This window comes from Mesorhizobium sp. WSM4898, assembly GCF_029625845.1.
In the GTDB taxonomy this organism is placed as follows: Bacteria; Pseudomonadota; Alphaproteobacteria; order Rhizobiales; family Rhizobiaceae; genus Mesorhizobium.
The window spans coordinates 107,089-128,950 of record NZ_JARTVQ010000002.1 but is presented as its reverse complement, the minus strand read 5'-3'; the positions used below and the strand labels follow the sequence as shown (position 1 = coordinate 128,950).

Sequence of the window (21,862 nt, the reverse complement as noted above, 5' to 3'; positions counted from 1 at the left end):
TCATCCGAACAAAGGACAGGGCCATGTTCCGCTGGATCATCGGCACGAATCTGAAATACCGGTATCTGGTACTGGCCGCGGCAGCGCTGATGGTGCTGCTGGGTCTGGACGTGTTCCGCAAGATGCCCGTGGACGTCTTCCCCGAATTCTCCCCGCCGCTGGTGGAGATTCAGACCGAGGGTATCGGCATGTCGACCGCCGAGGTCGAGGAGCTGATCACCATTCCCCTCGAGGATGCACTGCGCGGCACACCGGAACTCGACGTCATCCGCTCGAAGAGCGTGATGTCGCTGTCCTCCATTGTCATGATCTTCAAGCGGGGAACCGACATCATGCACGCCCGGCAGCTCGTCCAGGAGCGCGTGCAGCTTGCGTCGGCAAGACTGCCGTTCGGCTCGAGCCCGCCCGTCATGCTGCAGCCCTTGTCGTCGACCAGCAGGACCATGAAGATCGGCCTTTCGTCGAAGGAGCTCACTCAGCTCGACCTGTCGATGACCGCCTATTGGAAGATCCGCTTCCGCCTGCTGCGCGTGCCCGGCGTCGCCAACGTGGCGATGTGGGGCGAAAAGCTCAAACAGCTGCAGATCCAGGTCGATCCCGCACGCATGTTGAAACACGGCGTGACGCTGAACGAGGTCATGGAGGCTTCGGCCGATGCGCTGGACTTCGGCCTGCTGCCGATGTCGAGCTCAGCCAAGAGCCAGACCGTAGGCTTCATCGACACCGACAACCAGAGGTTGTATGTCGGCGCCGACATAGCGTCCAGCGTGAAGCTGGAGGACGTCAAGAGAATTCCGGTCGAGTCAAAAGCCGGCGAGCGACTGGTACTGGCGGACTTTGCCGACGTCACCTGGGGGGAACCGCTGCCGATCGGCGACGCTGTGATCAATGACGGTCCCGGCATGATGCTGATCGTCGAGAAGTTCCCGTGGGCGAATACGCTGGAGGTCACGCGCGGCGTCGAGGCCGCCTTCGCCGAAATGAGGGACGGCCTCAAGGGCATCGACGTCGACCTGCAGATCTTCCGCCCGGCGACGTTCATCGAGCTCTCGATCCATAATCTGACAATGGCCTTGCTGGTGGGATCGGTCCTGGTGGTCTGCGTTCTCGGCGCCTTCCTTTTCGAGTGGCGGGTGGCGCTCATCAGCCTGCTGGCGATTCCGCTCTCCCTGGTCGCGGCGGGACTTGTTCTCTACTGGCTCGGAACGACCATCAACACGATGGTGCTGGCCGGCTTCGTCGTGGCGGTGGGATCGGTGGTGGACGACGCTATCATCGACGTTGAAAACATCACGCGGCGATTGCGCGAGAATCGCCGCAGCGGCGCTGGCAAATCGGTGGCATCAGTTATCCTGGAAGCATCGCTCGAGATCCGCAGCCCGATCGTCGCCGCGACCCTCATCATCGTCATCTCGGTCGTCCCTGTGTTCTTCATGGGTGGTCTGTCGGGCACTTTCTTCGTACCGCTGGCGACGTCCTATTCCATCGCGCTCCTCGCTTCGATGGCCGTGGCGCTGACGGTGACGCCGGCACTCTGCCTTATCCTGCTTCAAGGAGCGCCGATCGAGCGCGTCTCGCCGCTTGTCGGGCGGTTGCAGCGAGGCTATGCCGCCATGCTGTCGCGGATCATCGCGGCTCCTCGCACGATCTTTGGGATCACCGCGTTCGTCGTGGTCGCGGGATTGGGCGTTTGGCCGCTGCTCGGAACCTCGCTCCTGCCCTCCTTCAAGGAACGTGACTTCCTCATGCACTGGCTGACGCCGCCCGGGACATCGCATGCAGAGATGTACCGGATGACGGTGGCTGCCAGCAAAGAACTGAGATCCATTCCCGGGGTGCGCAACTTCGGCGCTCACATCGGCCGGGCGCTGGTGGCCGACGAGGTGGTGGGCATCGACTTCACGGAGAACTGGATCAGCGTCGATCCGAAGGTCGATTATGACGAGACCCTGAAAGCGGTTCAGGACACGGTCGGCGGCTATCCCGGTATCTATCGCGACGTCCAGACCTACCTTCGCGAGCGCGTGAAGGAAGTGCTCACCGGGTCGGGCGAGTCGATAGTGGTTCGGATTTTCGGGCCTGACGCGGCGATGTTGCGCGAGCAGGCGGTGAGGGTCCGCGACGCCCTGACCGGCATCGAGGGCCTGATTGACCTACACGAGGAGCCGCAGAAGACGGTACCGCAAATTCAGGTCACCGTGGATATCGCCAAGGCGGCTTCCAGGGGTCTCAAGCCCGGCGATGTTCGTCGCGCTGCTGCCGTGATCTTCGCCGGTCACGAGGTGAGCGACGTTCATCGCATCGGAAAGGTGTATGACGTCATGGTATGGTCGACGCCCAAATCGCGGCGCGGCCTTGACGACGTACAGAACGTTCTCCTGGATACCCCCGACGGCGGTCAGGTCCGCCTCGGCGACGTTGCCGAAGTCAAGATTGCCCCGGTGGCCAGCACCATAAAACGTGAGAACGCCTCGCGCCGCCATGACGTGCATGCCAACGTGCGCGACCGCGACCTGGGCTCGGTCGTCCATGAGGTTGAGGAGCGCCTGGCCAAGTTCGAGTTTCCGCTCGGCTATCATGCCCAGCTGCTGGGCGAGGCGGCGGAACGCAGGGCTGCGCAAAGCAGGCTCGTCTATGCCTCTGTCGTCGCCGCGGTCGTAATCTTCATGCTGCTGCAGGCCTCCTTGAGAAGCTGGAGGCTCGCTGCCCTGGTTTTCCTGTCACTGCCGGCCGCTATGGTCGGCGGGGTCATCGCCGCGTATCTGGGCGACGGCATCATCTCGCTAGGCGGCCTCGTGGGGTTCCTGACGGTGTTGGGCATCGCGGCCCGCAACGGGGTGCTTCTGATCCACCATTTCCTGCATCTGGAGCGCGAGGAGGGCGAGCCCTTCGGACCGGAACTTGTCCTGCGCGGCGCGCGTGAACGCCTTTCGCCCATTCTCATGACGACGCTGGCGACCGGTCTTGCGCTCGTCCCCCTGGTTGTCACCGGCAACATTCCCGGGCAGGAAATCGAACATCCGATGGCCATCATCATTCTGGGCGGGCTGATCACGTCAACGCTTCTGAACCTCTTCGTCGTGCCTGCCATCTATCTCAGACTCGGTTCGCTGCAGGCGCGATCGCCGGCGCGGGCCACAGGTCTCGGCCTGGAACCATCTCTCCTTTGATGCAAAGCCCGAGATCTAGACCAGAACGTTCGTGACTCTACCGCATCCAATCCACCGGCTATACCGTTGGCGATCTCGATCGCGCAGCGAAACAGCATGACAACTTACAAAACTCGGAGGACTTGGAGCAGCAAGGAACGGATCCGTGATTTCGTCTTCCCAAAGCGGGCAGGCCAACAGGGCTGGGCCTAGCCGGCGGGCCTAGGAAACGAAATACGGCACCGGCTATACGCTCCTGCCGCTATGATGGGCACGCATCCATAAGTGAAGCAACGTCGCTAATTCCCGCGCGGTCTGGGTTTTGGTCCTGGAAGGCTTTCGCACGGATTTGCGGCCAATCTGGCGATTCGCGGATCTCTTAGCCAGACAGTCTTCTTTCTTCTTTCCAGAATCTCGTTGCGGCCCACATCGACGGCCGATTGGCCTTTCGCGGCAAGGGCATAGTCGGCTCGGTTCGTTCGATAGTCTTCCTTTTGGATGGACATCTTTTTCCTCCCGGTCCGCGGTCTTCCCTCCACTAGCCTGGACGGGAGAACACTAGCTGCCGATGCATGGCAGGAGTCTACAAATTGAGGATTGTATTAAAATGATACACTCCACCCGTTCGTCTCACGCGCGCGCCACCCAGCATTGCCCTGAACCGGCCTGTATGCCGCGCGCCTATTATCCTCGTCCTCGCTTTCGGGATGCTGTTCCGGACCGCATCATCTGCCTGCTCCTCAACGCACGCTTGGCAGCCTTCGTCGAACGATTGGCTATCACCATCGCAATCTCGCTCATCGGCGATAGCGCCCCTTGCCGCTCAATCATAGCCGGCCTCGTGGCCCGAGCAGTCATCCGTGCAATCATAGCCGTGGAAAGTCTCTTGTGCAGTTGCCGAGGCGGCAACAAGGCCTGTCCGTGCAAGATGCTCACGCCACAGTACCGGCTCCCAGGCGGGCAAGCAGGGCGAGTTATGCTATATACGTCGCGTTCTTGGTCGGATACGAGCCGATGGATCAGGAAAGACTTCTGGCCGCAGTCCTCCTAGCTGATGTCGTGGGCAGCACGCCGCTCTATGAGCGCATCGGCGACGATGCAGCTCTGCAGCAGATCTCGGATTGCCTCGACGCGATACGCGAGATCGTCGCCCGGCACGGCGGTGACTTCATTTACTCGAAGGGCGATGACGTGCTCAGCCTGTTCGACAGTTCGGAGGCGGCGCTGAGGGCCGTCTTCCAAATCAGCAGCGAACTGACGAAAGGGCCGTTGCACGCCCGGATCGGATTGCATTTCGGGGCGGTCATTCGCGCGCGGGGCGCGGTATTCGGAGACGTTATCAATGTCACCGCAAGGTTATCCACCACGGCCAACCCCGGGGAGGTGCTGATCAGCCAGAGCTTCTTCGAAGCCCTTTGCGCGGATAGCCGCAGTGCCCTGCGGCTCCTCGACAAAATGGCTTTCAAGGGAAAGCAAGAACTCTTCGATGTCTATACCCTGGGGAGCGAGGATCGGGCCCTCAGTACGCAAATCGTCAGCCGGGGCACGGTTATCGAGAGACGCTCCGCCCCGCCGCGGCAGATCAATCTGGTCATCCGCTATGGAGATCAGTTGCGATCCTGCCGAAACAACGAGTTGGTGACGATCGGCCGATCCCCGGAATGCAACATCGTCATCCAGCGGCCCTGGGTCTCAAGGCACCACGCGACCTTCACCATTTCGAATGGCAAGGCCGTGCTTATCGAGCGAAGCTCGTCGGGCACCTTTGTGTCGATGGGACCCGACCATGAGGTATTCGTGCGCCGCGAAGATATTCTTCTCTTCGGCTCCGGCGTCATCTCGCCTGGACGGAGATCGTCCCTCGGCGACGCCCAAATCCTTCACTACGAAATTATCTCAGACTGACCCGGCCGGGCTTGACCGTTGCCGCATGCTGCCGGATCCAGCGCCGCGCGCTTGTAGAATCGGAAGTTTATTCAGTGAAATTCAATGGCGATTGGCTCCCCGGGCCGGATTCGAACCAGCGACCAACCGGTTAACAGCCGGTTGCTCTACCACTGAGCTACCGGGGAACGGAGGCTCTGACGTGAGTGGCGCAGCCTATAGCAAACACCTTTCGGCTTTGCAAAGCAGCAATTCGCAATTTTTCTGCAGTTTTTCGTGCGGCGATTTGTGGCATCGCTTCGGCGTGCCCACATATGAGCGGCTTGACACCGGCATGGAACAATGCGGCTGGTCGTCCTTTGGTATTTATGACATCGGCCGCGCAGATGGGATCTGGCTTTGAATGACGGCAACTGACGACGATAACCCACCGGCGCGCAAGATCACGGTCTTCGGCCGCGACTTCTCCATGCCGCGCTCGCGGGGATTGCGGATCGCGATCGGCGTGCTGCTCACAATCGGCGGGATTCTGGGCTTTCTGCCGATTCTCGGTTTCTGGATGGTTCCGATCGGCCTGCTGGTCCTGTCCTACGAATTCGCACTGGTGCGTCGTCACAGGCGCCGCTTCGTGGTCTGGTGGGAACGCCGCCGCCGGCCGGATTGAGAGCTTTGCAGGGAGAACGTCCGGCAGGTGCCGCCGACACCATCGGGATCGGCCGCAAGCAATCGGCAACCACTGCCTTCGATGAGGAATGGGAAAGCATCGGGAATGACTTGCCGGTGCTTGACGACCTTTCACCGCCAACATATTGAGTTGCCCCGGAACGCCGGGAGCATGGAAGGCCTCGTGGCGGAGTGGTTACGCAGAGGACTGCAAATCCTTGCACCCCGGTTCGATTCCGGGCGAGGCCTCCAATGCCCGGGCTCCGGCGCTATCGCGCCGGGGCGCTAGGTTCCGGTCGAATTGGCCCGCGTCATTTGCCTGGAAATCGGATCGGGCGCGGGCAGCGAATTGGGCGCGGGAAGCGGGTTGGTTGGGACATGAACGCTGATTTCTCCGAACGCCGCGTGAAGATGGTCGATGGCCAGATCCGCACCACCGATGTGACCAGCGCGCCGCTGATCGAAGCGATGCTTTCCGTGCCGCGCGAGGCTTTTGTCGGCGCCGGGCAGCGGGACCTAGCCTATATCGACGAGGACATCCGCATCACCGATGGCGTCAGTGGCGGCGGTGCCCGCTATCTGATGGAACCGTCACCGCTCGCCAAGCTTTTGCAACTGGCCGAAATCAGCGACACCGATTCGGTGCTCGATGTCGGCTGCGGCACCGGCTATTCGGCCGCGCTGCTTTCCCGAATCGCAAAATCGGTGGTTGCGCTCGAAAGCGACCCGGCGCTTGCCGAAGCCGCGAAGTCGACCCTTTCCGCACTGGATTGCCAGAACACCACCGTAGTGATCGGGCCGTTACCGCAGGGTCATGCCGCCGCGGCGCCCTATGACGTCATCTTCATCGGCGGCAGCGTCGAGGAGGTGCCCGCGGCATTGCTCGGCCAGCTCGCCGAGGACGGACGGCTGGTTGTGGTCGAGGGGCAGGGCAACTCCGGCGTTGCGCGTCTTTTTGTCAAGGCCGGGGGGGTTGTAACCGGCAGACGCGCATTTAATGCGGCAATTAAGCCACTACCGGGGTTCGAACGTGCTCATGCGTTCGAATTTTGAGCGGTTTTGCCTTGCAGCGAAGGCGCTGACATGATCGCTTGCGCTTGAACAATCGTTGCTGATTTGCTTCACGTGCATTTTCGGGGGCTGTCAGCGGGGGACGATAAACACGCGGCGCTATCTGATCCGGAAGGAAAAGGTGCGCGGCGTGGTTCCCATGCAAACGAATGAGGGATAATACGTGCCGCCCCTACACAAGACTTTTCTATCAGCCATACTTGTTTCGGCGACCGCGCTTTCGCCGCTGGCAGCATCCGCCGAAACCATCACCGGCGCGCTCGCCAAAGCCTATCAATACAATTCCCAGCTGAATTCCGCCCGCGCGGGCACCCGTGTCACCGACGAGGGCGTGGCCATCGCCAAGTCCGGCTACCGCCCGACGATCAGGGGATCGGCTAGCATCGACTACACGAGCAGCCGCAACAACAACCTTGGTCAAACCTTAAATATCACTACGGGGAATTTCGGGGTTGAGATCGACCAGACGCTGTTCGACGGCTTTCAAACCAAGAACAATGTCGCCGCCGCCGAAGCGCAGGTCAGGGCCTCGCAAGAAAGTCTCCGCAACACCGAAGAGAACATCCTGTTCAACGCGGCAAGCGCCTACATGGATGTGATCCGCGATCGCCAGATCGCGGTCCTGACCGCACAGAACCTGCAATTCCTGACCGAGCAGGCGCGCGCCGCGCGGTCGCGCTTCGAGGTCGGAGAGGGCACCCGCACCGACGTCGCACAGGCCGATGCCTCGCGGGCGACCGCGGTGGCGCAACTCGCCAGCGCTCGCGCGACGGCGCTGGCGAGCGCTGCGACCTACCACCAGATCATCGGCGACGAGCCGGGCAAGCTCAAGGCGGCCGCGCCGGTTGGAAAGCTGCTGCCGGGAAGCCTCGATTCGGCCTTCGCCATCGCCGCCGCGGAGCATCCGGCCATCCTTGCCACCGAGCATCTCGTCGACGCCGCGGCCTTTTCGGTTAAGTCGGCCGAAGGGGCGCTATTGCCGCAGCTTTCCGCCAGCGCCGGGATTTCGAGCCAGTATCGCAACACCTCGCCCGGCGTTTTTGCATCGGCGGGTTCCGAAGGAACGACCAATTCGGCCAATATCGGTGCAACGCTTACCGTGCCGATCTATTCGGGCGGGCGCACCTCTGCGCTGGTCCGCCAGTCGAAGGAATCGCTCAGCCAGGCCCGCATCGAGGTCGACGTCAGTCGCGACCAGGTGCGCCAGGCCGTGGCTTCGGCGTGGACGCAATACACCGCCGCGCGCGAAAGCGTGGATGCCAACAGGCAGGTGATCGCCGCCGCGCAACTGGCGCTCAACGGCGTCATCGAGGAACGCAATGTCGGCCAGCGCACCACGCTCGACGTGCTCAACGCGCAGAACGCCGTCATCACCGCCAAGATCAACCAGGCGAGCTCCGAGCGCGATGTCGTCGTGGCGAGCTACGCCATCCTGTCGGCGATTGGCCGCCTGTCCGCCGGCCAACTCGGCCTGGCGGTCACGAAATACAACCCGGAAGAGCATTACAACGCCGTCAAGGACAAGTGGATCGGGCTGCGCACGCCGGACGGCCGCTGAACCTTTGGCATTTCCAAAAGCGCCGCGTGTCTAATGGATGCGCGGCGCTTTTGCATTGGAAACCAGACAGTCGGCTGTCGGCGGCTTAGCGAGCTAATCTGTTGAAATCCAACGTCTCCCCAGATTGGGGATTCTCGGATGACGATCGGTCGGTTACGCTGTCCGCATTGATTCGAATTCCGGTCTTGCCGGAATGGAAATCTTGAACAAGTCACAAAGGCGGCGGATGTGACGATGGCGACAGCGAGCAGCGCGCAGCGCGAACCTTCCATGGAAGAGATACTTGCTTCCATCCGAAGGATCATCGAGGACAGCGACACCGGCCGCAAGCAACCGGCGGCGGACAACGGTGACGTTCGCCAGGACCTCCGGCCGACGCCGGCGGCGCAGACGGCCGACCTTGATGCCTTCCGTTCCGAGCTCAACGTCGGATCCGCTCCCAGCAAGCCGGTGAGTCTGGCGGAAATACAGGCCCAGCTTGCGGCGTCCGATCCGACGATCGCCGAGACGAGCCCTGAACCGGTGAAGACCGCGCCTGCTCCCACCACCCTGGCGGAAGTCGGGGCCAGGGCAGCCGCCGAGCCGGACACCCCGGCGGTTGCGGGGAGCGCGGCGAGCGTGCCGCAAAGTGCCGATACCATCGTCGCCGATTGGCGGCGCGAGATCGCCGCCGTTGGCGGAAGTTCCGCCAAGGCGAAGGTAGCAACTCCGGAAGTGACACCCGAAGTCGAGATCGACGACGAGGATCTTGCCGCGCCAACGGCCGAAACCGCGGCGCCCGGCAACGTTTCGGCGCCATCCTCGTCCGACCTGCCGCCAGCCCGGCCGGCAATCCTGTCCGAGCATACGGGCCGTCAGGTCGCGGCGGCCTTCGGCGAGCTTTCCGATGCCTTCGCCAGCCGCAGCAAGAAGAGCTTCGACGAGATGGCCGAGGAGATGCTGCGGCCGATGCTGCAGGACTGGCTCGACAACAACCTGCCGACACTGGTCGAACGGCTGGTGCGCGAGGAAATCGAGCGCGTGGCGCGCGGCGCGCAGTGATTTCGTCTGGGCTTTCAGCGTAAAAGGCGCCGCCGTCGGGCGGTGCTTTTTATTTCCGCGAAAATGCGGCCGCGCGATTTGTCTTGCGATGAGCAATGGGCTTGCCGCTGATCGCCGCAAGCCTATCTGGGCAAGGCGGGCTCATCCTTCTCGCGGTTGACTCGGCCAAGAGCTTCCGATTTACACCGGACGCTTGTTCCCGACAGTTCGGACTTCCTCCATGCTTGATAAAACCTACGACGCCAAGACCGTCGAGCCGAAGATCGCCAAAATCTGGGAAGAGGCCGATGCGTTCCGCGCCGGCGCCGGCGCAGAGGAAGGGGCGGAAGCCTTCACCATCGTCATCCCGCCGCCGAACGTTACGGGCTCGCTGCATATGGGGCACGCGCTCAACAACACGCTGCAGGATATCCTGGTGCGGTTCGAGCGCATGCGCGGCAAGAATGTGCTGTGGCAGCCGGGCATGGATCATGCCGGCATCGCCACGCAGATGGTGGTCGAGCGGCAGCTGATGGAGAGGCAGATCCATCGCCGCGACCTGACGCGCGAGGAGTTCATAGAAAAGGTCTGGGAGTGGAAAGCCGAATCCGGCGGCGCGATCTTCAACCAGCTGAGGCGGCTCGGTGCCTCGGCCGACTGGAGCCGGGAGCGCTTCACCATGGACGAGGGTCTGTCCAAGGCGGTGCTGGAGGTGTTCGTCACCCTCTACAAGGAGGGGCTGATCTACAAGGACAAGCGGCTTGTAAACTGGGATCCGAAGCTGTTGACGGCCATTTCCGATCTCGAGGTCGAGCAGCATGAGGTCAACGGCAATCTCTGGCATTTCCGCTACCCGGTCGAAGGCCTGGCGTTCGATCCCGAGAATCCGAAGACGTTCATCACCGTCGCCACGACACGCCCGGAAACCATGCTGGGCGACACGGCGGTGGCGGTTCACCCCGACGACGAGCGGTTTCGCGACCTGGTCGGCAAGAACGTCATCCTGCCGATCGTCGGCCGCAGGATACCCGTTGTGGCGGATGAGTATTCGGATCCGGAAAAGGGTTCCGGCGCGGTCAAGATCACCCCGGCGCATGACTTCAACGACTTTGAGGTCGGCAAGCGCCACAAGCTGCCGGCGATCAACATCCTGACCGTCGAAGCCTACATCAAGCTCAAGGATAACGAGGAGTTCCTTGCAGGTCTTGAAGTGACGCCGCAGCGCCAGGCCGTCTGGGATGAGCTCGACGGGCTGGATCGCTTCGTGGCGCGCAAGAAGATCGTCGAGCTGATGGAAGCGGGCGGCTTCCTGGAAAAGGTCGAGCCGCATCGCCACACCGTGCCGCATGGCGATCGCGGCGGCGTGCCGATCGAGCCGTTCCTCACCGACCAGTGGTACGTCAACGCGGCGGAGCTCGCCAAGCCGGCCATTGCCTCTGTGCGCGAGGGCCGCACGGACTTCGTGCCGAAGAACTGGGAGAAGACCTATTACGACTGGATGGAGAACATCCAGCCCTGGTGCATCTCGCGGCAGCTGTGGTGGGGGCACCAGATTCCGGCCTGGTACGGGCCGGACGGACGCGTCTTCGTCGAGAAGACCGAAGAGGAGGCGCTGGCCGCGGCGGTCGAATATTATTTGGCACTGGAAGGACCGTGGAAGGCCTGGGTCGAGGACAAGCTTGAGAATTTCAAGCCGGGCGAGATCCTGACGCGCGACGAGGACGTTCTCGACACCTGGTTCTCCTCGGCGCTGTGGCCGTTCTCGACGCTCGGCTGGCCTGACCAGACGCCGGAGCTGAAGACCTACTACCAGACCGACGTGCTGGTGACCGGCTTCGACATCATCTTCTTCTGGGTGGCCCGGATGATGATGATGGGCCTGCATTTCATGAACGAGGAGCCGTTTCACACGGTCTATGTTCATGCGCTGGTGCGCGACAAGAACGGGCAGAAGATGTCGAAGTCGAAAGGCAACGTCATCGACCCGCTCGACCTGATCGACGAGTATGGCGCCGACGCGCTGCGCTTCACCTTGACCGTGATGGCAGCGCAGGGGCGCGACGTGAAGCTCGACCCGGCGCGTATCGCCGGATACCGCAATTTCGGGACCAAGCTCTGGAACGCCACGCGCTTCGCCGAAATGAACGAGGTCGCCAGGAACGACGATTTCTGGCTGCACGACGCCAAGCTCGCTGTCAACCGCTGGATCCTGACCGAGCTGACGCGGGCGGCGCGGGCGATCACGGAGGGCATCACCACCTACCGCTTCAACGAGGCGGCGGGCGCCGCCTATCGCTTCGTCTGGAACTTGTTCTGCGACTGGTATCTCGAACTGCTCAAGCCGGTGTTCATGGGCGCGGACGAGGCCGCCAAGGCGGAGAGCCGGGCCTGTGTCGCCTTCGTGCTGGACGAGATCTACAAGCTGCTGCACCCGATGATGCCGTTCATGACCGAGGAGCTGTGGGCGCAGACCGCGGGCGAGGGGAAGGAACGCACCTCCCTGCTTTGCCACGCTGCCTGGCCCGCGCCCGATTTCGAGGATGACGAGGCTGCCGCCGACATCAACTGGCTGGTCGAGCTCGTCTCCGGCATTCGCTCGGTGCGCTCGGAAATGAACGTGCCGCCGGCGGCGATCGCGCCGCTGGTGGTGATCGGCGCCAATGCCATCACGCAGGAAAGGCTGGACCGCCACGCCCAGGCCATCAAGCGGCTGGCGCGTGTCGGCGACATCGCGCTGGTCGATGCGCCGCCGAAAGGCTCGGCCCAGATCGTTCTCAACGAAGCGACCGTCTGTCTGCCGCTCGGCAGCCTTATCGACCTTCAGGCCGAAGCAACGCGGCTGCAGAAGGAACTGGCCAAGGTGACCGAGGAGATCGCCCGCCTGCACAAGAAGCTTTCCAACGAGAAGTTCGTCGCCAACGCGCCGCAGGAGGTGGTCGAGGCAGAGCGCGAAAAGCTCGCCGAATATCGCGAGGCGCAAGAGAAGCTTTCAGTTGCCCTGACCAGGGTCCGAGACGCCGGGTGACCGGCAAGATTCGGCTTCACTGGAGGGCGCTTTACGAAGCGTCACCACGCTCGTATACGGGCCTGCCGTTGGGTTAATTTTGACGTAAACGGAAAGTTTTGGCCCCATTGTTGCCGTAATGTAACAATGGGGCCCAGTCCGATCAAAATGGCCCGTTTTTGAGCTGTTTCGGACCGTTTTTGCAATTTTTTCTCTCAGTCCGATGCCGAGTGGGCCGCTTTTAAGGCTCAATGGGCGGTCGATGACCATGGCGAAAATACGAGCTGTCAAGGTGTACATGTACAGCTCACGAATTCGTTGTTGCGCCGTTAACCTGAATTGGTTCTAGCTTGCCCCACTTCGTGTTTCGGGGAGGATTTCCATGAACGTTTTGCGGCTCAAAGCACTGCTGGGGGCAGGGTGCTTTTCGCTGGCTTTGATCGGAGCGGCGATGCACCCGGCGCATGCCGGTGGGCTCGAGCGCGGCGGCTACGACATCGACCTGCTGTTCGACCCGGCGCCGTTCGCGACGGAAGCGGAAGCTACCTATGTGATGCCGGATCGCAAGTACAAGAATGCGACTGGTCTGAATGGGACATTCAATTTTCTCAGTTCCACGGCGGATGGCGCCGAGGGTTATTGGGTGCCGCGCATCGGGGGCAAGGTTCAGGTTGTGCCGGGCGTCGACTGTATGATCGACTATTCACAGCCGTGGGGCGCTCACACCGCCCCTGGCGCGTCGTGGAATGGCGCTTTTTCCAACGTTGAAACGGACATCAAGAGCAATAACTACGCTGGTACCTGTTCATACAAGTTCGATGTCGGTAAGGGCCAGCTCCGCTTTATCGGCGGCGCGTTCTACCAGGATATTTCAGGCTTCAAGCAAAGCTTAGTGGGTTTCAATCCAGTTGGGCCGTCACCGATTGGCCGCGTCGACCTGGAGGCCAGCGGCTGGGGCTGGCGCGCTGGCGTTGCCTACGAAATCCCTGAGATCGCACTCCGCGCCAGCTTGGTCTATAATTCCCAGGTCAAGCTCGACAACATCTCCGGCACCCTGACGTCACCGACATTACCCACGGGTTCTGCGCCGATCTACGGCAGCACTCAGTACATGCCGGACTCCGTGGAGTTGAAATTGCAATCCGGCATCGCGCCAGGCTGGCTTGCTTTCGGTTCGATCAAATGGGTGAACTGGAGCGTGCTGCAGAGCGTTCCCATTTGTATTGTCGGGACTCCCACCGCCGCATGTTTTACGGGCAATGATGCTTCCGGCTCTCTTCAGGCCACCTCGCTGGACCTGATGTATCGCGACGGTTGGACGGTGTCCGGCGGCATAGGCCATAAGTTCAACGATCAGTGGAGCGCCGCCGGTCAGCTCACCTGGGATCGCGGCACTTCGCACGGCTATGGCGCGCAGACCGATACTTGGACACTCGGGGGCGGCGTCGCCTACACGCCGCGGCCGAACATCGAGGTTCGGTTGGCTGGTGCATTCGGTGTGCTGACCAGCGGGCATTCCGGCATCGTGACCGGAGACAACGGTTATCAGGCCGGCACCGACGCCAGCTACGACTTCGGCAACGATCTGGTCACGGCGATCTCGGGTGGCATAAAGATCAAGTTCTAAGCCGCTCCCGCAATTCCGCGAAGAAGGCCGGGCACCGACCGGCCTTTTTCTATTGGGCATCAACGGCCTGGGCTGGTTGGCCGATCCTGTGTTGCAAATTAGCTGCACAGCCGGCGCTTCAGACGATTGTGACGTTTCAGCAACAGTTTATGAACAACCCCGAAGCTAAAAGGCTAGCCGAGGGAACTGCCCATTTCCCGCCATAAACCCGGAGCAACTCGAGTAGGTCTCGGGACGCGTGCCAGGTTGGCCCGGCGATGGGACCGGCCGCGGGGTGTGCGGCAAGGACGACGATGGACGCCAAGGCAATCTCCAAGGCCAAGCTGCCCAGCCGCTACGTGACCGAAGGTCCGGCGCGCGCGCCGCATCGTTCATACCTCTACGCCATGGGATTGTCGGCGGCCGAGATCGCGCAGCCGCTCGTCGGCGTCGCCAGCTGCTGGAACGAGGCCGCACCCTGCAACATCTCGCTGATGCGCCAGGCGCAGGTGGTGAAGAAGGGCGTCGCGGCCGCCAATGGCACGCCGCGCGAATTCTGCACCATCACCGTCACGGACGGTATCGCCATGGGCCACCAGGGCATGAAGTCGTCCCTGGTGTCGCGCGAGGTGATCGCCGATTCAGTCGAGCTCACCATGCGTGGCCATTGCTATGACGCGCTGGTCGGGCTTGCCGGCTGCGACAAGTCGCTGCCCGGCATGATGATGGCGATGGTGCGGCTCAACGTGCCGTCGATCTTCATTTATGGCGGTTCGATCCTGCCCGGCAGCTACCGCGGAAGGCAGATCACCGTGCAGGATGTGTTCGAGGCGGTCGGGCAGCATTCGGTCGGCACGATCTCCGATGCCGAGCTGCTCGAGATCGAGCAGGCCGCCTGTCCGTCGGCAGGGTCGTGCGGCGCCCAGTTCACCGCCAACACCATGGCCACGGTCGCCGAGGCGATCGGGCTGGCCTTGCCCTATTCCTGCGGCGCGCCGGCGCCCTACGAAATGCGCGACCGGTTCAATTTCGCCTCCGGCGAAAAGGTCATGGAGCTGATCGCGAAAAACATCCGGCCGCGCGACATCGTTACCCGCAAGGCGTTGGAGAATGCCGCGACGGTCGTGTCGGCCACCGGCGGCTCGACCAACGCGGCACTGCATCTGCCGGCGATCGCGCATGAGGCGGGTCTCAAGTTCGACCTCTTCGACGTGGCGGCGATCTTCGAAAAGACGCCTTATATCGCCGACCTCAAGCCCGGCGGCAAATATGTCGCCAAGGACATGTTCGAGGCCGGCGGCATTCCGCTCTTGATGAAGACGCTGCTCGACCACGGCTATCTTCACGGCGACTGCATGACGGTCACTGGCCGCACTTTGGCCGAAAACATGGAGCACGTTGCCTGGAATGAGAGCCAGGATGTTGTGCGTCCCGCCAATCGGCCAATCACCAAGACAGGCGGCGTTGTGGGCTTAAAGGGCAACCTCGCCCCCGAAGGCGCGATCGTGAAGATCGCCGGCATGTCGGAGCTGAAATTCTCAGGCCCGGCGCGCTGCTTCGATTCGGAAGAGGAGTGCTTCGAAGCGGTCACGCAGCGCAATTACCGGGAGGGCGAGGTTCTCGTCATCCGCTACGAGGGGCCGCGCGGCGGTCCGGGCATGCGCGAGATGCTGTCGACGACGGCAGCGCTCTACGGCCAGGGCATGGGCGGCAAAGTGGCGCTGATCACCGACGGCCGTTTTTCCGGTGCTACACGTGGTTTCTGCATCGGCCATGTCGGGCCGGAGGCGGCGGTCGGCGGGCCGATCGGGCTCATCAAGAATGGCGACGTGATCTCTATCGATGCCGTTAATGGCACGATCGAGGTGGCGCTGTCGGATGCCGAACTGGCGGCCCGGGCCAAGAAATGGAAGGCGCGCAAGACCGACTATCAGTCCGGCGCGATCTGGAAATATGCGCAGACCGTAGGGTCGGCCCGCGACGGCGCGGTCACCCATCCGGGCGGCGCAAAAGAAACACACTGCTATGCGGACATTTGAGGTGTTGAGGTCATTTGTCTTGCCGGCACTGGTCGCGGTGGCGACCTTGGGCGCCGTCGGGCAGGCCATGGCCTTCGATGACAAGGTGTTCGACGACAAGACCGGGGTCAAGCCGCAGTCGAGTCCGTGGGCGGTGTTCCAGTTCGGCTTCTCCGCCTACAAGAACGGCCACAAGGACCAAGCGGTCGAGGCCTATAAATATGCCGCCGAGAACGGCCAGATCGGGGCCACCTGGAAACTTGCGCGCATGTATGCCCAGGGCGACGGCGTGGCCCGCGACGACTATGCCGCCTTCAAGTTCTTCTCGGAGATCGTCGACCAGGATGTCGAGCCCGGCTCGCCCGAGGAAAGCTATGTCTCCGACGCGCTTGTCGCGCTCGGCGACTATCTGCGCAAAGGTATCCCCGGCAGCCCGGTCGAGGAGAACGAGGTTGCGGCGCAGGAATACTACATGCGCGCCGCCGCCAACTACCGCAACCCGAACGCCCAGTTCGAGATCGGTCAGATGTTCCTCAAAGGCGAGGGCGGCGTGAAGGCCAGCGTCAAACAGGCTGGGCGCTGGCTGCAACTCGCGGCCGAAAAAGGCCATGCCGGTGCGCAGGCGACGCTCGGCAACCTGTTGTTCCAGAGCGGCAAGATCGTGCGCGGCCTGGCGATGATGACGGCTGCCTTGGAGCGTGCCCCGCCGGCGGATCAGCCCTGGATCCGCAGCATGCAGGAAGAGGCCTTCGCCGCGGCTGGCGAAGCCGACCGTCGCACGGCGATTTCGCTCGCCGACGACATCCTGACCAAGGGCAACAACGGCGACCAGTAGGCCGCAGCTTCGGCTTCAATTTTCGGTAGGTTCCGTCGGCGCCGTGATCGAGGTCGGGTGCAGTTTCGGCGCCTGATTCTCGCCGGGGCAGTCGTCCTGGACCTTCGTCCAGGACGTGTTGTTGAGAACCATGTCGCAGCGGGCGAGGTGACTTTCGCCGGCAATCGTCAGGCAGGCCGTCTCACCGATCTTGAACGATTTGCCGTTGGCAAGACACTCCGGCGCCGCGAGCGCCGGCGCGGCAAACGCCAGCGCAAGGCCGACCGGGCAAAGAACAAATCGGATCGCCATCGAACCCCCGCAACAATCCAGCATCAGACGCGCGATTTGTGGCGACATCAGGGTTCGGCAAGAGCCCGCAAGCAGCGCCTTCAGGCCGGCTGCAAGCGCAGATCGATGGCCACCGGCACGTGGTCGGAAGGTTTTTCCCAGGCGCGGACGTGCTTTTCCACCGAGGCCGACGAGAAGCGGTTGGCGGCTTCGGGAGACAGCAATAGATGGTCGATGCGGATGCCGTTGTTCTTCTGCCAGGCCCCGGCCTGATAGTCCCAGAAAGTATAGACATCGGGCGAATCGGTCACGGCGCGCACGGCTTCCGTGAACCCGAGATTCTTCAGGCGCCGGAAGGCCTGCCGCGTCTGAGGCTGGAATAGCGCGTCACTACGCCAGTTTTCGGGGAACCTGGCGTCGGCGGGCTCGGGGATGACGTTGTAGTCCCCGGCCAGCACCAGCGCTTCCTCGAGCCTCAGCCGCTCTTCCGCCCAGCGCTCTAGCCTCGCCATCCATGACAGCTTGTAGGAAAACTTCCGCTCGTCCTCGACTGGGTTGCCGTTTGGCAGATAGAGGGAGGCGACCCGCAGCGCGCCCTTATCGGTCGAGAAGACGCCTTCGATGAAGCGCGCGTGGTCGTCGGCATCGTCGCCAGGCAAACCGCGATTGACCTCGTCGAAGGGCAGCTTCGACAGGAGAGCGACGCCGTTGAAGCTCTTCTGCCCGTTGGTCTCGACATTATAGCCCAGCGCCTCGATCTCGGCGCGCGGGAACTGGTCGTCGACCGTCTTGATCTCCTGCAGGCACACGATGTCCGGCGCGCTCTCGGTCAGCCAGTGGGTGAGGTTGCCGATGCGGGCGCGAACGCCGTTGATATTCCAGGTGACGATCTTCATGCGGACCTCAATGTTCTTCCGGCGCAAGGCGTTCGACGAGGCCGATCGTATTGCCTGCCGGATCCTTTAGAAAGGCCATCCATTCGCTTTCCCCCGCCGGACCGAACCGGCCCTCGGTGTCGCGATGGACCAGCGCCGGCGACGCGGTGAAAGGAACACCGGCGGCTTTCGCCTCGGCATGGAAGGCCTCGAGGCCGGCAATATCGAGATAGACGGTGCCGGGGGGCACGCCGTCGCCAAAAAACAGCCGCACGCCGCCCGCGATGATGAAGGCGATGCCCGGCGGATCGTAGCGCGCATGCACGCTCATGCCGAGCACATCGTGCCAGAAAGCCAGCGTTCTATCGAGATCGCGCCCGGCCGACAGCGCGACCTGACGGACCGCGCCGACCGTGGGCATTGGCGGCCCGCTAGACGGAGAAGCTGGTGCCGCAGCCGCAGGAGGCGACGGCGTTCGGGTTTCGGATCTGGAAAGACTGACCCATAAGGTCATCGACGAAATCGATCACCGAGCCGCCCATATAGACCAGCGAGAGGTCGTCGATGAGGATCGTGGCGCCATCCTTCTCGATGGCTACGTCGTCGTCGTTGCGACTATCGACGAGATCGAACTTGTAGGAGAAGCCGGAGCAGCCGCCGCCTTCGACGGAAACGCGCAAGGCATTCTTGCCCGGCTCGCCGGCCAGAATCCTGGCGATCCGCTTCGCGGCCGCTTCGGTCATTTCGACCTTCATGGCAGTCTTGGCATCCGCGCCCATCGGCGTCACCTTGCTTTCGGTTTCCCATGATAGGTATGAAGCGGACGGGGGCAAGTCAACTGGTGGGCGAATGGGCAAGGATGCTCTCGGTGAGATCGGTTTCGGCTACCGGCCGCGCGCCGTTTACGCGAGCGATCCGGCGCGCTCGCGCGGCCGCCTGTTCGATGAGCCGGAAAGTCCGACCCGGACGCCATTCCAGCGTGACCGCGACCGCATCATCCATTCCACCGCCTTCCGCCGGCTGAAGCACAAGACGCAGGTGTTCATTGCGCATGAGGGCGATCACTACCGCACCCGGCTGACGCATTCGATCGAGGTGGCGCAGATTGCCCGCGCCCTGGCACGCGCGCTGCGCGGCGACGAGGATCTGGCGGAGGCAGTGGCCTTGGTGCACGATTTCGGTCACACGCCTTTCGGCCATACCGGCGAGGAGGCGCTGAACGAAAAGATGGCCGGCTGGGGCGGCTTCGATCACAACGCGCAGTCGCTGCGCGTCGTCACCCGGCTCGAGCGGCGCTACGCCGAGTTCGACGGGTTGAACCTCAGCTGGGAGACGCTGGAAGGGCTGGTCAAGCATAACGGGCCGCTTACCGATGCAAGCGGGAAGGGGCTCAAGGGCCCCGTGCCGCAGGCGATCCGCGACTATTCCGCGCTGCACGACCTCGAGCTCGACCGCTTCGCCGGCATCGAGGCGCAGTGCGCCGCGATCGCCGACGATATCGCCTACAACACGCATGACATCGACGACGGCCTGCGTGCCGGCCTGCTGACGCTGGACATGCTGGAAGGCATCGGCCTGCCGGGCTCGATCCTGAGTGGCGTGCGCGCCCGCTACCCGCAACTCGACGACGTTCGCACCGGCCACGAGCTGATGCGGCGGCAGATCACGCTGATGGTGGAGGATGTCATTGCTGCCGCTGCCGCCAATATCGAACGCCTCAAGCCGGACAGCGCCGATGCGGTGAGGGCGGCGGGTGAGACGATGGTCACCTTCTCGGCCGAAATGGCGGCAGCCGAAAAGGAGCTGAAGGCCTTTCTTTACAAGCATCTCTACCGGCATGCCGAAGTGATGCGCGTGCGGGCCGACGCCGAGCAGATCGTCCGCGACCTGTTCGATGTCTATTTCGCCGACCCGCGCGCCATGCCGGACGGCTGGCGCGAAGGGCTCGACAGGGCGCAGGATCGCATCAAGGCGCGCAGCGTCGCCGATTTCCTGGCCGGAATGACCGATACCTATGCGCTCAAGGAGCACAGGCGATTGTTTGACCATACGCCGGATTTGGGCTAGGGCGAGCCACGATTTTGTCGGCCAAGCAGCCGGTCCCTCTTAAAGCCCAGAGCATACCCGATGAATATCTTCGCCGATTTCAACGCGCGGATCGTAAAAGCCGTCGAAGCCCTTGATCTGAAGAACAAGGATGGCGGAGCGCTGGATCTGTCGCGCATCGCGGTCGAGCCGCCGCGCGACGCCAGTCATGGCGACCTTGCCACCAATGCGGCGATGGTGCTGGCAAAGCCCACCGGCCAGAACCCGCGCGCCCTGGCCGAGCAGCTGACCGCAGCGCTGCGCAGCGATGCCGACATCGCTTCCGCCGACGTTGCCGGCCCGGGCTTCGTCAATCTCCGGCTGAAGGACGGCTTCTGGCAAGCGCATTTGGCAGTGCTGCTCGGCGAGGGCCGCAACTATGGCCGCTCCAAGATAGGCGGCGGCCGCAAGGCCAACGTCGAGTATGTCTCGGCCAATCCGACCGGCCCGATGCATGTCGGCCATTGCCGGGGCGCCGTCGTCGGCGACACTTTAGCCAACCTGATGGCCTTCGCCGGCTACGACGTGACCAAGGAATATGTCATCAACGATGCCGGCTCGCAGATCGACGTGCTTGGACGCTCGACCATGCTGCGCTATCGCGAGGCGCTCGGCGAAGCCGTCGGCGAGATTCCGCCAGGCCTTTATCCAGGCGACTATCTGATACCCGTCGGGCAGGCGCTGGCCGAACAGTTCGGCCTCGGCCTGCTGGAGATGCCGGAAGACGAGGCGCTGGCGATCGTCAAGGATCGCACGGTCGACGCGATGATGGCGATGATCCGCGAGGATCTGGCGCTGCTCAACGTGCATCATGACGTGTTCTTCTCCGAACGCACGCTGCATGCCGACAACGCCAAGAAGATCCGCGCGGCAATCGCCGACCTGACGCTGAAGGGCCATATCTACAAGGGCAAGCTGCCGCCGCCGAAGGGCGAGAAGCCGGACGACTGGGAAGACCGCGAGCAGACGCTGTTCCGCTCGACCGCGGTCGGCGACGACATGGACCGGGCGCTGGTGAAATCGGACGGCTCGTTCACCTATTTCGCCGCCGACGTCGCCTATCTCAAGGACAAGGTCGAGCGCGGCTTCGTCGATCTCATCTATGTGCTCGGCGCCGACCATGGCGGTTACGTCAAGCGGCTCGAAGCGCTGGCGCGCGCGGTCGCCGGCGACACGGTCAAGCTCACGGTCCTGCTCTGCCAACTGGTGAAGCTGTTCCGCGACGGCGAGCCGGTCCGGATGTCGAAGCGGTCAGGGGATTTCGTCACGCTGCGCGACGTGGTGGAGGAGGTCGGCCGCGACCCGATCCGCTTCATGATGCTCTACCGCAAGAATGATGCGCCGCTCGATTTCGACTTCGCCAAGGTCACCGAGCAGTCCAAGGACAATCCGGTGTTCTACGTGCAATACGCTTCCGCGCGCTGCCACTCGGTGTTCCGGCAGGCGAGCGAGCAATTGGGCGAAGCGAATTTCGACCGCGACCGGCTTGTGGCTTCGGTTGCGTCGCTGACGGACGAGGGCGAAATCGGCCTGATCCGGAAACTCGCTGAATATCCACGGCTAATCGAATCCGCGGCGCTTGCGCTGGAGCCGCACCGGCTGGCATTCTACCTCTACGATCTGGCGTCGAGCTTCCACGCACACTGGAATCGGGGCACCGACAACCCAGACTTACGTTTTGTTAAGGTTAACGACCCACAATTGACGTATGCCAGACTGGGGCTGGTGCAGGCTGTTTCGGATGTTTTGACCTCCGGCCTGACGCTGATAGGAGCTGATGCGCCTACCGAAATGCGTTAGGTTTGACTAAAAAGCCTGTCACCT

17 protein-coding genes and 2 tRNA genes are annotated in these 21,862 nt (G+C 62.7%); 14 read left to right on the top strand and 5 right to left on the bottom strand.

Annotated elements, in window-relative coordinates; all coding sequences use genetic code 11:
• Positions 1–23: 23 nt before the first annotated feature.
• Both P9228_RS08095 and P9228_RS08090 read left to right on the top strand, forming a co-directional pair.
• Positions 24–3,170, top strand: a complete 3,147-nt coding sequence (locus tag P9228_RS08095) for an efflux RND transporter permease subunit (protein ID WP_127214973.1) — start codon at positions 24–26, stop codon at positions 3,168–3,170.
• A 993-nt stretch (positions 3,171–4,163) separates the two neighbouring features.
• Positions 4,164–5,054, top strand: a complete 891-nt coding sequence (locus P9228_RS08090) for an FHA domain-containing protein (protein WP_127214974.1) — start codon at positions 4,164–4,166, stop codon at positions 5,052–5,054.
• A 92-nt stretch (positions 5,055–5,146) separates the two neighbouring features.
• Here P9228_RS08090 and P9228_RS08085 read toward each other — a convergent pair.
• A tRNA-Asn gene (locus tag P9228_RS08085) sits at positions 5,147–5,221 on the bottom strand.
• Positions 5,222–5,235: 14 nt separating this feature from the next.
• On the opposite strand from P9228_RS08085, the gene P9228_RS08080 reads away from it, so the two are divergent.
• From P9228_RS08080 to P9228_RS08035, 10 genes are all read left to right on the top strand, one after another.
• Complete coding sequence (locus P9228_RS08080) at positions 5,236–5,436, top strand: hypothetical protein (RefSeq protein ID WP_095780750.1); 201 nt, start codon at positions 5,236–5,238, stop codon at positions 5,434–5,436.
• Complete coding sequence (locus tag P9228_RS08075; RefSeq protein ID WP_066999931.1) at positions 5,437–5,697, top strand: hypothetical protein; 261 nt, start codon at positions 5,437–5,439, stop codon at positions 5,695–5,697. It begins immediately after the preceding gene.
• A 177-nt stretch (positions 5,698–5,874) separates the two neighbouring features.
• A tRNA-Cys gene (locus tag P9228_RS08070) sits at positions 5,875–5,948 on the top strand.
• A gap of 126 nt (positions 5,949–6,074) precedes the next feature.
• Complete coding sequence (locus P9228_RS08065; protein WP_095825620.1) at positions 6,075–6,749, top strand: protein-L-isoaspartate O-methyltransferase; 675 nt, start codon at positions 6,075–6,077, stop codon at positions 6,747–6,749.
• Positions 6,750–6,930: 181 nt separating this feature from the next.
• Positions 6,931–8,325: a TolC family outer membrane protein gene (locus tag P9228_RS08060; protein ID WP_067329516.1), complete on the top strand. Its 1,395-nt coding sequence runs from the start codon at positions 6,931–6,933 to the stop codon at positions 8,323–8,325.
• Positions 8,326–8,559: 234 nt separating this feature from the next.
• Entirely contained in the window at positions 8,560–9,366 is an 807-nt protein-coding gene (locus P9228_RS08055; protein ID WP_278052970.1) for a PopZ family protein, read from the top strand.
• A 220-nt stretch (positions 9,367–9,586) separates the two neighbouring features.
• Positions 9,587–12,370 carry a valine--tRNA ligase gene (locus P9228_RS08050; RefSeq protein ID WP_278052969.1) on the top strand — a complete coding sequence of 928 codons (2,784 nt, stop codon included), beginning with the start codon at positions 9,587–9,589 and terminating at the stop codon, positions 12,368–12,370.
• A 361-nt stretch (positions 12,371–12,731) separates the two neighbouring features.
• Positions 12,732–13,976 carry an OmpP1/FadL family transporter gene (locus P9228_RS08045; protein ID WP_278052968.1) on the top strand — a complete coding sequence of 415 codons (1,245 nt, stop codon included), beginning with the start codon at positions 12,732–12,734 and terminating at the stop codon, positions 13,974–13,976.
• Between the two features lie 293 nt (positions 13,977–14,269).
• Entirely contained in the window at positions 14,270–15,994 is a 1,725-nt protein-coding gene (gene ilvD / locus P9228_RS08040; RefSeq protein ID WP_066999948.1) for a dihydroxy-acid dehydratase, read from the top strand.
• A complete protein-coding gene (locus tag P9228_RS08035; RefSeq protein ID WP_278052967.1) occupies positions 15,981–16,808 on the top strand; it encodes a tetratricopeptide repeat protein in 828 nt (275 codons plus the stop codon). The genes ilvD and P9228_RS08035 overlap by 14 nt, the downstream gene beginning before the upstream one ends.
• 15 nt (positions 16,809–16,823) lie before the next feature.
• On the opposite strand, the gene P9228_RS08030 is transcribed toward P9228_RS08035, so the two are convergent.
• The 4 genes from P9228_RS08030 to erpA all read right to left on the bottom strand — a co-directional run bounded on the left by P9228_RS08030 (position 16,824) and on the right by erpA (position 18,732).
• Positions 16,824–17,099 (bottom strand): hypothetical protein, encoded by a 276-nt coding sequence (locus P9228_RS08030; RefSeq protein ID WP_278052966.1) that lies wholly within the window; start codon positions 17,097–17,099, stop codon positions 16,824–16,826.
• Positions 17,100–17,179: 80 nt separating this feature from the next.
• The gene (gene xth / locus P9228_RS08025) at positions 17,180–17,974 is read right to left on the bottom strand and encodes an exodeoxyribonuclease III (RefSeq protein WP_095825616.1); all 795 of its coding nucleotides are present in this window, start codon (positions 17,972–17,974) and stop codon (positions 17,180–17,182) included.
• 7 nt (positions 17,975–17,981) lie between these two features.
• Positions 17,982–18,374: a VOC family protein gene (locus tag P9228_RS08020; RefSeq protein WP_095778431.1), complete on the bottom strand. Its 393-nt coding sequence runs from the start codon at positions 18,372–18,374 to the stop codon at positions 17,982–17,984.
• 10 nt (positions 18,375–18,384) lie between these two features.
• Positions 18,385–18,732 (bottom strand): iron-sulfur cluster insertion protein ErpA, encoded by a 348-nt coding sequence (gene erpA, locus P9228_RS08015; RefSeq protein WP_066999964.1) that lies wholly within the window; start codon positions 18,730–18,732, stop codon positions 18,385–18,387.
• 70 nt (positions 18,733–18,802) lie between these two features.
• Between erpA and P9228_RS08010 the strand changes: the two genes are divergently transcribed.
• Together P9228_RS08010 and argS are read left to right on the top strand one after the other, a co-directional pair.
• Positions 18,803–20,020, top strand: coding sequence for a deoxyguanosinetriphosphate triphosphohydrolase (locus P9228_RS08010; RefSeq protein WP_278052965.1), 1,218 nt, complete (start codon positions 18,803–18,805; stop codon positions 20,018–20,020).
• Between the two features lie 60 nt (positions 20,021–20,080).
• The gene (gene argS, locus P9228_RS08005) at positions 20,081–21,838 is read left to right on the top strand and encodes an arginine--tRNA ligase (protein WP_278052964.1); all 1,758 of its coding nucleotides are present in this window, start codon (positions 20,081–20,083) and stop codon (positions 21,836–21,838) included.
• Positions 21,839–21,862 lie beyond the last annotated feature (24 nt).